Genomic DNA, 11,998 nt, shown 5'->3' on the forward strand with positions numbered 1-11,998 from the left:
TGATCCCCGAAAGCCCGTCGAATCGTGACGAAGCATCCCGAGATCGGGTCCGATGAGAAGGAGTTACTGAGAGCCTAGCAGCCGATCCCCGGAGGGGGGTTCAGGCTCGCCGGTCCTCAGCGCGTGCAGAAAGACTAGCACCCGTCCGGAGGGGCTGCGCACAACTTGGGCAACTTTGTGGTCCTGCCCTGTCTTCAGGGCCCTCAAACCTCTCCCGCCACAAAGCTTCCGGTTGCCTGTGCGCCCTCGTCGTGACGAGGGCGCACAGGACGACGACCTAGGCCGGCAGGGCTGCGAGCTGGGCTTCGAGACGAGAGATGTCCTCGGCGGCCTGCTCGGCCCGTCGGCGCACCTTCGCCACGACGTCCTCGGGCGCCTTGGACATGAACTGCTCGTTGCCGAGCTTCGCCGTGACCTGCGCCTGCTCCTTGCGTGCCGCCGCCAGGTCCTTCTCCAGCCGCTTCCGCTCGGCCACGACGTCGATGGCACCGGCCGTGTCGATCTCCACGAGCACGGTGCCGACGGTGAGCCGGGCTGTCGGGTTGAACGTGTCCGCGGGATCGTCCAGACGCAGCAGGACGCGGATCGCGCCCTCGTGGGCGGCGAGAGCCGTACCGGACAGGGACAGTCGCGCGGCCACCCGCTGACCGGGCTTCAGGCCCTGATCCGAGCGGAACCTGCGCACCTCCGTCACGAGGTCCTGCAGTGACGCGATCTCCTGCTCGGCCTCGGGGTCGAGCAGTCCGGGCACGGCCGAGGGCCAGGGAGCGACCACGATCGACTCCCCACCGGTCAGAGCCCGCCACAGCTCCTCCGTCACGAACGGCACGAGCGGGTGGAGCAGCCGGAGCAGCGCGTCGAGGACATGCCCCAGCACCCGCTTGGTGTTCTCGGCCACCGCGCCGCCCTCGGCGAACTGGACCTTGGCCAGTTCGACGTACCAGTCGAAGACCTCGTCCCAGGCGAAGTGGTAGAGGGCGTCGGAGGCCTTGGCGAACTCGAACTCCTCGAAGGCCGCGTCGACACTCGTGACGACCTCCTGCAGGCGCGACAGGATCCACCGGTCGGCCGCGGTGAGGTCTTCGGGCAGGCCGTCGGAGACGGCGCCGTTCATCAAGGCGAAGCGGGTGGCGTTCCAGATCTTGTTGCAGAAGTTGCGGGATCCGGCCGCCCAGTCCTCGCTGATCGCCACGTCGGAGCCGGGGTTGGCACCGCGCAGGAGCGTGAAGCGCGTGGCGTCCGCCCCGTAACGCTCGATCCAGTCGAGGGGGTCGACGACGTTGCCGAACGACTTCGACATCTTCTTGCCGAACTGGTCGCGCACCATGCCGTGCAGCGCCACGGTGCGGAACGGCGGCTGGCCGTCCATCGCGTACAGCCCGAACATCATCATCCGGGCGACCCAGAAGAACAGGATGTCGTAGCCGGTGACGAGCACGGTCGTCGGATAGAAGCGGGCCAGATCGGGCGTGGCGTCCGGCCAGCCGAGCGTGGAGAACGGCCAGAGCCCGGAGGAGAACCACGTGTCGAGGACGTCCTGGTCCTGCTCGTAACCCGCCGGCGGCTCCTCGTCGGGCCCCACGCAGACCATGTCACCGTCCGGGCCGTACCAGACGGGGATCCGGTGTCCCCACCACAGCTGGCGCGAGATGCACCAGTCGTGCATGTCGTCGACCCAGTCGAAGTAGCGCTTGGCCAGCTCCGGCGGGTGGATGCGGGTCCGGCCGTCACGCACCGCGTCACCGGCGGCCTTGGCCAGCGGTGTGACGTTGACGAACCACTGCAGCGACAGCCGCGGCTCGACCACGGTCTTGCAGCGGGAGCAGTGCCCGACGGAGTGCACGTACGGACGCTTCTCCGCGACGATGCGGCCCTGCTCGCGCAGCGCGGCGACCACGGCGGGCCGCGCCTCGAACCGGTCGAGCCCCTGGAAGGGCCCGTGGGCGGTGATGACGCCGCGCTCGTCCATGACGACGAGCGACTCCAGCGAGTGGCGCCGCCCGATCTCGAAGTCGTTCGGGTCGTGCGCGGGGGTGACCTTCACCGCGCCGGTGCCGAAGGAGGGGTCCACGTGCTCGTCCGCGACGATCGGAATGCGCCGCCCGGTGAGCGGGACCTCGACATACTTGCCGACCAGGTGCGCATAACGCTCGTCGGCGGGGTGGACGGCGACCGCGGTGTCGCCCAGCATGGTCTCGGCGCGGGTGGTGGCGACGATGATCTCCTCGTCGCCCGAGCCGTAGCGGATCGAGACGAGCTCGCCGTCGTCGTCGCTGTGCTCGACCTCGATGTCGGACAGGGCGGTCAGGCAGCGGGGGCACCAGTTGATGATCCGCTCGGCGCGGTAGATGAGCCCGTCGTCGAACAGCTTCTTGAAGATCGTCTGGACGGCCCGGGAGAGCCCCTCATCCATGGTGAAGCGCTCGCGGGACCAGTCCACGCCGTCGCCGAGCTTCTTCATCTGGCCGAGGATCCGGCCGCCGGACTCCTCCTTCCACTGCCAGACGCGCTCGACGAACGCCTCACGGCCGAAGTCGTGGCGCGACAGGCCTTCCTTGGCGATCTCGCGCTCCACGACGTTCTGCGTGGCGATGCCGGCGTGGTCCATGCCGGGGAGCCACAGTGTCTCCATGCCCCGCATCCGGGCTCGCCGGGTGAGCGCGTCCTGGATCGAGTGGTCGAGGGCGTGGCCCACGTGGAGCGACCCGGTCACGTTGGGCGGGGGAAGCACGATGCTGTACGGCTCGCGCCCGCTGCCCGGGTCCGCTGTGAAGTAGCCCGCCGATACCCAGCGCTCGTAGCTCCGGGTCTCGACATCGGCGGGGGCGTACTGGGTGGGCAGCTCAGACGTAGTCACGGTGCCCAATTCTAGGGACGTCCGGACGCCGCCCGAGCCGTCGCCGCACGCCCTGTGGATAGCGTGCCGGCGAAGGCCCGCGTCAGGCCGACTTCTCCCTCGGGGTCCGCTGCTGCTTGGCCTGCAGCTGGTCGCGTGGCACCAGGGTCGGATTCACGTGCTCCAGCACGGCCTCGCGGGTGATGACGACACGGGCCACGTCCTGGCGGGAGGGCACCTCGTACATCACGGACTGGAGCACTTCCTCCATGATGGCGCGCAACCCGCGGGCGCCGGTGCCACGCAGGATGGCCTGGTCGGCGATGGCCTCCAGCGCGTCGTCGGAGAACTCCAGCTCGACGTTGTCCAGTTCGAGCAGGCGCCGGTACTGCTTGACGAGCGCGTTGCGCGGCTCGGTGAGGATCTGGATCAGCGCGTCCCTGTCGAGGTTGTGCACCGACGTGATCACCGGGAGCCGCCCGACGAACTCGGGGATCATGCCGAACTTCAGGAGGTCTTCCGGCATGACGTCGGAGAAGATGTCGGAGGAGTCCATCTCCTCCTTCGAGTGGATGATCGCGTTGAAGCCGATGCCCTTCCTGCCGACCCTCGACTCGATGATCTTCTCGAGGCCGGCGAAAGCACCGCCGCAGATGAACAGCACGTTGGTGGTGTCGATCTGGATGAACTCCTGGTGGGGGTGCTTGCGACCGCCCTGCGGGGGCACGCTCGCCGTGGTCCCCTCCAGGATCTTCAGCAGGGCCTGCTGCACGCCCTCGCCCGACACGTCCCGCGTGATCGACGGGTTCTCACTCTTCCGAGCGATCTTGTCGACCTCGTCGATGTAGATGATGCCGGTCTCGGCCTTCTTGACGTCGTAGTCGGCGGCCTGGATCAGCTTGAGGAGGATGTTCTCCACGTCCTCGCCGACGTAGCCGGCCTCGGTCAGCGCGGTCGCGTCCGCGATGGCGAACGGCACGTTGAGCATCTTGGCGAGGGTCTGCGCGAGCAGGGTCTTGCCCGAGCCTGTGGGGCCGAGCAGCAGGATGTTGGACTTGGCCAGCTCCAGGCCGTCGTCACGGCCCCGCTCCCCCGACTGGACGCGCTTGTAGTGGTTGTAGACCGCCACCGACAGCGCCTTCTTCGCCTTGTCCTGCCCGATGACGTACGCGTCGAGGAACTCGTAGATCTCGCGCGGCTTGGGGAGGTTGTCCCACTTGAGCTCGGAGGACTCGGACAGCTCCTCCTCGATGATCTCGTTGCAGAGATCGATGCACTCATCGCAGATGTAGACGCCTGGTCCGGCGATGAGCTTCTTGACCTGCTTCTGGCTCTTGCCGCAGAACGAGCACTTCAGCAGGTCTCCCCCGTCGCCGATGCGTGCCACCCCAGATACTCCTTTGCGTGGGACCGCCCCTGCCGCCGCGGTCGCTTCCGTCCGCACCCTGCTCGCGATCCGGGCTCATGATCCTGGGCCATGATCCGGGGATCGCGATCCGGTGCGAAAACGTCATCCCGCTCAGGTTTCGACGTTACCGTCTCTCGGGCCCTCAGTGAGCCCCCTAGCGGTGAGTCGCACCGGAACGTGCCCAAATGGGCACCGTTCCGGTGCGGCAACTCCCTCAGGAAGCGGCGACCGCCGCCGCGCGCTTCTTCCGCGACGGGATGATGTCGTCCACCAGCCCGTACGCCTTCGCCTCTTCGGCGCTGAGGATCTTGTCACGCTCGATGTCCTTGCGGACCTCGTCGGCCGACTTGCCCGAGTGCTTCGCCACGATCTCCTCGAGCAGCGACCTCATCCGCAGGATCTCACGAGCCTGGATCTCGATGTCACTGCCCTGGCCGCCGCCCTCGGTGTAGGGCTGGTGGATCAGCACACGGGCGTTGGGCAGGGCGAACCGCTTGCCCGGCGTGCCGCCGGCCAGCAGGACCGCCGCGGCCGAGGCCGCCTGCCCAAGGCAGACCGTCTGGATCTCGGGCCGGACGAACTGCATGGTGTCGTAGATCGCGGTCATCGCGGTGAACGAGCCGCCCGGCGAGTTGATGTACATGCTGATGTCGCGGTCCGGGTCCAGCGACTCCAGCGTCAGCAGCTGCGCCATCACGTCGTTCGCCGAAGCGTCGTCGATCTGGACGCCGAGGAAGATGATGCGGTCCTCGAACAGCTTGTTGTAGGGGTTCATCTCCTTGACGCCGTACGACGTGCGCTCGACGAAGGAGGGAAGGACGTAGCGGCCGTTGATGTCACCCGGCCGGGTCAGCTCACTCATCTGGGAAGCTCCAGTCACGAGACGGCGCCCTCGGAGGGCACCTGGCGGGCGCTGCGCACCACGTGGTCGATGAAGCCGTAGTCCTTGGCCTCCTCGGCCGTGAACCAGCGGTCCCGGTCGGAGTCGCGCTCGATCTGGTCGAGCGGCTGGCCGGTGTGGAAAGCGATCCGCTCCGCGAGCGTCTTCTTCACGTAGAGCATCTGCTCGGCCTGGATCGCGATGTCGGCCGCGGTGCCGCCGATGCCGCCCGACGGCTGGTGCATCATGATCCGGGCGTGCGGGAGCGCGTACCGCTTGCCCCGGGCACCGGCGCAGAGCAGGAACTGCCCCATGGAGGCGGCCAAGCCCATGGCGACCGTGCAGACGTCGTTCGGCACGTACTCCATCATGTCGTAAATCGCCATGCCGGCGGTCACCGAGCCACCGGGGGAGTTGATGTACATCCAGATGTCGCGGTCCGGGTCATCGGCGGCGAGGAGCAGGAGCTCAGCGGCCAGCCGGTTGGCCACCTCGTCGTTGACCTGGGTGCCGAGCACCACGATCCGCTCGCGCAGCAGGCGCTGGTAGAGCTGGTCCTCGAGGCGGGAGGGGCCACCCTCCGGGCTCCGGGCCTCGAAGCCGGAACCACCGGTCGGGAAGAAGGTCGGCGGGCTGGTCACAGCGTCACCTTCCGATGCGTCGTAATCGATTGGCTTTGCTTGTGACCTTAACGCGCGACGCAGACAGGTCATGCCCGTGCGCCGTACTGTTCGCTGACGGCGCATGCCCGGCCCGAGGCGGGACGCCGCGCCGCATCGCCCGTGTTTACCGCCCTGGCCGCGCGGGCAGGGACGTACGGATCTCAGCCGTACGATTGCTCCCCGACACGCGGTAAGAAACAAATTTGCAGGGATTTGCCCGAATATAACCGGAAACCCCCGGCGCACCCGAGTGCGACGGGGGTTTCACCGTTACCGCCAAGCCACACCGGCCGGCCTCCCGGCCGGTCGGCGGCGGAAAATCAGGCGAGAGCCGACGGAATCAGCCTTCCTTGGCCTCGTCGGCGGGCTCCCCGGCGCCCGCCTCCTCCACGCCCACGGCCTCCTGCTCGGGGTTGAGCTCGGCGTAGATGGCCTTGATGTCCACCTCGTTGCCAGCCGTGTCGGTCACCTTGGCCGCGTCGCCGATGAGCGTCTTGGCCTTCTCGCGCACGATCTCCATCATCGCCAGCGGGAGCTGGTTGTTGTCGGCGAGGTGCTGGGCCAGCGTGTTCGGCGCGACGCCCATCTGCATGGCGCGGCGCACCACGAAGTCGGTCAGCTCCTGCTCGCTGACGCCGATCTCCTCCGCCTTGACGATCTTGTCGAGCACGAAGCCGGACTTCAGCGCCTTGGCCGCAGTCGCCTCGTACTCGGCGAACAGCTCCTCCTCGGTGGTCTGCTGCAGGCGGAGGTAGGCCTCGCGGCTCAGGCCGCTCTCGGCGACCTGGTGCTCGAGGTTGTGCTTGCGCGCGTCGATCTCCGCCTGGAGCGCGCTCTCGGGCAGCGGGATGTCGATCCTCTCGAGCAGCGCCTCGAGGGCCTTCTCGCGGCTCTGCACGACCTGGTCCACCAGCTTGTTGCGGCGAACCTGCTCACGGATGCTGTCCTTGAGCTCGTCGAGCGTGTCGAACTCACTGGCGAGCTGCGCGAACTCGTCGTCCAGCTCGGGCAGCACCTTCTCCTTGACCGACTTGACGTTGATGATCACGTCGGCCTCCTCGCCGGCGTTCTCACCGCCGACGAGGGTGGTGCGGAAGGTCTTCTCGTCGCCGGCGGCCATGCCCTGCAGCGCGTCGTCCAGGCCCTGCAGGACCGAGCCGGCGCCGACCTCGTACGACACGTCGGCGGCCTGCTGCTCGTCGAGGTTGCGGCCGTCGATCTCGGCGCGCAGGTCCATGACGACGTAGTCGCCGTTCTGGGCCGGCCGCTCGACGCCGGTCAGCGTCGCGAAGCGCTGGCGCAGGGCCTCGAGCTGGGCGGTGATGTCCTCGTCGGTCACCTCGGCGGGGTCGACCACGATCTCGGCGCCCTGGTAGTCGGGGACGTCGAAGGCGGGGCGGATGTCCACCTCGGCGGTGAACTCGACCTGCTCGCCGTCCTCGATCTTGGTGACCTCGATCTCCGGCTGGCTGACCGGGAAGACCTCGGTCTCGTCAACGGCCTGGCCGTACAGCTTGGGCAGGGCGTCGTTCAGGGTCTCCTCGAGAACCACCGCGCGGCCGAAGCGCTGCTCGATGATCCGGGCCGGCACCTTGCCAGGACGGAAGCCGGGCACGCGCACCTGCTGCGCGACCTTCTTGTACGCGGCCTGCAGGCTCGGCTCGAGCTCCTTGAACGGCACCTCGACGGTGAGCTTGACCCGGGTAGGGCTGAGCTCCTCGACAGCGGTCTTCACGGGGTGGTCTCCTTGATCCAGCATCTGGTGATCGCGGGCACGTCGTGCACGGCAACCGCGGCACAGTAACGCGCGCCGCGCCCACGTGAGAGGCGCAGGATCACCGTCTCGCCTGCACGCGACCTGTCCGGGCATGCTCGACTGTGGCGGGTGTCCAACGCCAAGGGCAGTCTAGAGCAGATGAGGCCCGGTAGCGACTGCTCAGAGGTCGGCCATGATCTGCCGCAGCAGGTCCACCGTCTCCGTTGGGGTGGTGCTGACCGCGCAGAGGCGTTCCATTACCTCGCTGTAGCGGTCGACCTCTTCTCGTTTGTCCAGGTAAAGCGCGCTGGCGAGCTGCTCGACGTACACGATGTCGGGCAGGTCGGGATCGGCGAACCGCAGGATGCTGAAGGCACCGCCCTCGGCGGCGTGTCCGCCGTAGCTGAACGGGATGACCTGGATCGTCACGTTGGGCTGGTTCATCAGGTCGATGAGGTGCTGGATCTGACCCCGCATGACCTCGACGCCGCCGATCGGGCGGCGCAGCGCGGCCTCGTCGATCACGGCCCAGAACTTGGGGCTGTTCTCTCCGTCGAGGATGCGCTGGCGCTCCAGCCGCAGGTCCACCCGCCTGGCGATCTCCTCCGGCGCCGCGCCTACCGCGCCGGCCATGATGACGGCCCGCGCGTACTCCTTCGTCTGCAGCAAGCCGGGGACGAACTGCACCTCATAGGTGCGGATGCGCTCGGCGGCCTCCTCCAGGCCGACGTACGCCTGGAACCACGAGGGCAGCAGGTCGTTGAACCTGTGCCACCACCCGGGCTCGTTGGCCCGTTCGACCAGGTTCATCACGACATCGCGCGTCTCCTCGTCCTCCACCCCATAGAGGGCGAGAAGGTCGACGACGTCGCGCTCCTTGAATCCGACCCGGCCCAGCTCCATCCGGCTGATCTTCGACTCGGACGCCCGGATGCACTGGCCGGCCTGGTCACGACTGATGCCCTTGCTCTCACGGAGCTTGCGGAGCTGAGAACCGAGAAGGATGCGCAGAGCCGTCGGACCCGATCCAGCCTGGATCTGTATCACGGCGCCTCCCTCTCACCTCGGCCCTGTGTGCCGCCAAGGGACGACCCGCACGACACCCCCAGCCCACACAGTGTCACCACTTCGGGCCCCGATGACAAGGTCTGATCTACGTGTCCCTGACGGTTAGCACTACCGCAGTGTGCGTCTGCACATGACAATTGCACGTGCATTTGGGTCTTGCAGCGGCAGGAGGCGCTGATCCATCATGTCTAGGTGCATATTGGGCCAAAATGTGCACCAGTCCTCGATTCAGGCCAGCGGGAGGTACGGGCAACCATGTCGGACGAGCCCAAACCCGGCGGCCAGCTGACCCGCGACGTGGGATTCGGCTGGTTCCGGAGGGTGGCAGGGGCGTCCGATACGACGATGTGCCCCCTGGCCCCGCAGGCCGACTCCGTCAAGACCGCTCGTGACGTCACGCGGACGACCCTGCAAGAGTGGGGCCTGTCGGAACTCAGCGACGACGCGGCACTGGTCGTGAGCGAACTGGTGACGAACGCGGTCCGTTACGCTCTGTATCCCGCGAACCGCGCCGGCGACCGGCCGATAACGCTGACGCTTCTGCGCATCGCCCCGCACGTGCTGCTCGCCGTCTCGGATCCGAGCGACCAGGCCCCGTCGCCCGTGCAGCCCGACTTCGTCTCGGAGCACGGACGCGGCCTCTACATCGTCGAGACCTACAGTCAGGCGTGGGGCTGGGACGCGCTGGACGAGGGCGGCAAGGCCGTCTGGGCCCTCTTCCGCACCGGCGACTGACGATCCCGCGACCGCTCCCGCGAACTCGCGGGAGGGAAGATCCTGATTCTCCCGGCTCACCTCCGGCCAGGACTATTGTCGCGCGCATGGTCGAACACGATGCCCTCAATTTCACCCGCGAGGCTTACGACGCTGCCGCCTCCACCTATGCGCAACTGTTCCGCGACTCGCTGCGTGACAGCCCCCTGGACCGCGCGATCCTGGGGGTCTTCGCCGAGGTCGTAAGTGCGAGTGGGGACGGTCGGGTCGCGGACCTGGGATGTGGGCCTGGCTATGTCACCGCTTATCTAGACGAATTGGGGCTGGCGGCGTTCGGGGTTGACGCCTCTCCTGAGATGATCAAGTTGGCTCGACAGGCCTATCCGGGCCTGCGGTTCGACGTGGGCTCGATGACCGCGTTGAACATCGCTGACGGCGTGCTGGGCGGCGTACTCTCACGTTGGTCCATCATCCACACTCCGCCGCAGGCACTCCCCGTCATCCTGGCGGAGTTCCATCGTGTGCTGGCGCCTGGCGGCCACCTTCTGATCGGCTTTTCGGCAACCGATGATTCGTCTCACCAGACGCAGGTCTTCGATCACGCAGTCGCGCCGGCCTATCGGTGGTGGCCTGATCACCTCGCCGCGATGCTGCGCGAGTCCGGGTTGCCCGAGGTGGCTCGGATGGTTCGCGAGCCCCAGCCCACCGACCGACGGCAGTTCAAAGAGATTCACCTGCTCGCCCGCAAAGCCTAGACAGAAAGATAAAGGCCCAGAGTCGGGAGCACTCCCCGACCTGGGCCTTCGCACTGAGCGCGGACGACGGGAATCGAACCCCCGTAGCCAGTTTGGAAGAGTTCGGATCACCACGGCTCGGCCTGCTTCGGTGCTGGTCAAGGGCCATTCCCGGGTGTCCGCTCACACCTTCGACTCCCCCTGATTCCCCGCTTATGACTGGCACGTTGTGGCACGGTATGGATCATGCAGGAGACTCGTACATATCTGATCAGGCCAGAGGACGGGCCGGAATGGATCCCCATACACGCGCGAGATCTTGCGCGCGTCCTCACCCCTGACGGGTGGGAGGCTTCCCTCGTGGACGGCTGGGGCGATCATCGGATTCGGGTGCGAGACGCTGACGTCTCCTTCTCCGCCGAGGATGTCGGCTGGCAGGTGTCCATCGAGGGGGACCTCCCTGCAAACGTCGCCGATGACCTTGTGGACGTCATCACGCGGCAGATAACGGCACACGCTGGCCTGTCAGCCGTTTGGGTGCTGCTCAGCAAGTAGGCGCGGCCCCGCGCGCTTCTCCCCTGCCTGATCTTCGGCTTTCTGTTCTGTACAGGCCCGGCCAGTCAGGTGTATGCCTGTCGGATGCATAATGCCTTGAATAAGCTTATGGCTCTGGTCTCGCCTCCTACCGAGCCCATATATGGGGAGGCGGCGTGGGAAGCGGTGTTCGCTGAGCTCGGTAATTCTCTCCCTGCCGATTTCGTTGCGCTCGTCAACCGTTACGGGAGCTGCTACTTCGGGGAGTGGCTAGCGGTTGCTGATCCGCGTAGCGCTGCAGGTGGCGAGTCCTTCGCGGACGCTGCTCGGTACGTTGGGGATCAGTACCGGGAGTTTCGTAAGGAGTGGCCGTCCTGGTACCCGCTCGCGGCTTGGCCGGAGCCAGGTGGCTTCTTGAAGTGGGGAAGCACCGACAACGGTGACTGTATCGGTTGGCTGACTGAGGGCGAACCGGATGCATGGCCGGTGATCATCTGGCCTCGGCACTATGACCAGGGTCCCGCGATTGGATTGACGGCGACCGAGTTCCTACTGGAGTGGTTTTCGGGGAACACGTTCGGTCGGCCAGAGCTTCCCGACTTGGGCGAAGTGACTTGTGAGGCATGGGGGTAGGCAGCTGCCCGAGCTGCCGACGGCCGGGACCGGCCCCCAGGCCGCACGCCCGGCCGCCGACCGGGCGCAGGGCCGCGAGACGCGCAGCGCCGCCCTTGACGGCGGCAAGCTGCTCGACGCACACCCAGGTTGCTCGCCGGTCGTCGGATGGTCGCCATCCCCTCCGGAACTCCTCCCCCAGCTTCGCGAGCATGTGGAGCGCTACTCGGATAAAGCGGCGGGCGGCTGGGTCTTCATCGGCCCCAAGGACGCTCGCCTCCGGCGCTCCAGCCCGTCGGACCTGGAACAAGACCCGTACGGCGGTCGGTTTCCCGATCTCCACATTCACGACCTGCGGCACATGGGAAAGACGCTGGCACCTGCCAACGGTGCCAGCCTCAAGGAGCCGATGGCGCGCATGAGGTCACTTGTCCACTCGGGCGGCCCTGATTTACCTGCACGCCCCGCTGGATCGTGATCAAGGCATCGGAAACATCATCCAGAGATCACAAAGGCCAGGCTCCCCGTACGGGGTGACCTGGCCTTTCGCACTGAGAGCGGACGACGGGAATCGAACCCGCGTAGCCAGTTTGGAAGACTGGGGCTCTACCATTGAGCTACGTCCGCGCGCGCCCGGTGTCCATCTGGTCTAGACTTCATCCGGTCGTCAGGGCGTAAGCGTACCGGAGTCTCGGACCGCTCGCGTACCCGACGAGACGGGGCGTGGCGCAGCTTGGTAGCGCGCTTGCTTTGGGAGCAAGAAGTCGCAGGTTCAAATCCTGTCGCCCCGACCA

Annotated in this window: 9 protein-coding genes and 2 tRNA genes; 4 read left to right on the forward strand and 7 right to left on the reverse strand. The window is 66.9% G+C overall.

Features of this window, described 5'->3' with window-relative positions; translation table 11 throughout:
• Window positions 1-277: 277 nt before the first annotated feature.
• From Msi02_RS42285 to Msi02_RS42310, 6 genes are all read right to left on the reverse strand, one after another.
• Window positions 278-2,866, reverse strand: a complete 2,589-nt coding sequence (locus Msi02_RS42285) for a valine--tRNA ligase (RefSeq protein ID WP_204053342.1) — start codon at window positions 2,864-2,866, stop codon at window positions 278-280.
• 73 nt (window positions 2,867-2,939) lie between these two features.
• Window positions 2,940-4,223 (reverse strand): ATP-dependent Clp protease ATP-binding subunit ClpX, encoded by a 1,284-nt coding sequence (gene clpX / locus Msi02_RS42290; RefSeq protein ID WP_079317756.1) that lies wholly within the window; start codon window positions 4,221-4,223, stop codon window positions 2,940-2,942.
• Between the two features lie 235 nt (window positions 4,224-4,458).
• Window positions 4,459-5,106: an ATP-dependent Clp protease proteolytic subunit gene (locus Msi02_RS42295; protein WP_204053343.1), complete on the reverse strand. Its 648-nt coding sequence runs from the start codon at window positions 5,104-5,106 to the stop codon at window positions 4,459-4,461.
• 14 nt (window positions 5,107-5,120) lie between these two features.
• A complete protein-coding gene (locus tag Msi02_RS42300) occupies window positions 5,121-5,765 on the reverse strand; it encodes a ClpP family protease (RefSeq protein WP_030509565.1) in 645 nt (214 codons plus the stop codon).
• A gap of 361 nt (window positions 5,766-6,126) precedes the next feature.
• The gene (gene tig / locus Msi02_RS42305) at window positions 6,127-7,521 is read right to left on the reverse strand and encodes a trigger factor (RefSeq protein WP_079317762.1); all 1,395 of its coding nucleotides are present in this window, start codon (window positions 7,519-7,521) and stop codon (window positions 6,127-6,129) included.
• A 201-nt stretch (window positions 7,522-7,722) separates the two neighbouring features.
• Window positions 7,723-8,589, reverse strand: coding sequence for a Sco1979 family transcriptional regulator (locus Msi02_RS42310; protein WP_079317764.1), 867 nt, complete (start codon window positions 8,587-8,589; stop codon window positions 7,723-7,725).
• A gap of 276 nt (window positions 8,590-8,865) precedes the next feature.
• Between Msi02_RS42310 and Msi02_RS42315 the strand changes: the two genes are divergently transcribed.
• The 3 genes from Msi02_RS42315 to Msi02_RS44725 all read left to right on the forward strand — a co-directional run bounded on the left by Msi02_RS42315 (window position 8,866) and on the right by Msi02_RS44725 (window position 11,225).
• A complete protein-coding gene (locus Msi02_RS42315) occupies window positions 8,866-9,345 on the forward strand; it encodes an ATP-binding protein (protein WP_079317766.1) in 480 nt (159 codons plus the stop codon).
• An 86-nt stretch (window positions 9,346-9,431) separates the two neighbouring features.
• Window positions 9,432-10,079 carry a class I SAM-dependent methyltransferase gene (locus Msi02_RS42320; protein ID WP_204053344.1) on the forward strand — a complete coding sequence of 216 codons (648 nt, stop codon included), beginning with the start codon at window positions 9,432-9,434 and terminating at the stop codon, window positions 10,077-10,079.
• Window positions 10,080-10,721: 642 nt separating this feature from the next.
• Window positions 10,722-11,225 carry an SMI1/KNR4 family protein gene (locus Msi02_RS44725; RefSeq protein WP_204053345.1) on the forward strand — a complete coding sequence of 168 codons (504 nt, stop codon included), beginning with the start codon at window positions 10,722-10,724 and terminating at the stop codon, window positions 11,223-11,225.
• Between the two features lie 535 nt (window positions 11,226-11,760).
• On the opposite strand, the gene Msi02_RS42330 is transcribed toward Msi02_RS44725, so the two are convergent.
• A tRNA-Gly gene (locus Msi02_RS42330) sits at window positions 11,761-11,831 on the reverse strand.
• A 90-nt stretch (window positions 11,832-11,921) separates the two neighbouring features.
• Here Msi02_RS42330 and Msi02_RS42335 point away from each other — a divergent pair.
• A tRNA-Pro gene (locus Msi02_RS42335) sits at window positions 11,922-11,998 on the forward strand.

Source organism: Microbispora siamensis, assembly GCF_016863095.1.
GTDB lineage: Bacteria > Actinomycetota > Actinomycetes > Streptosporangiales > Streptosporangiaceae > Microbispora > Microbispora siamensis.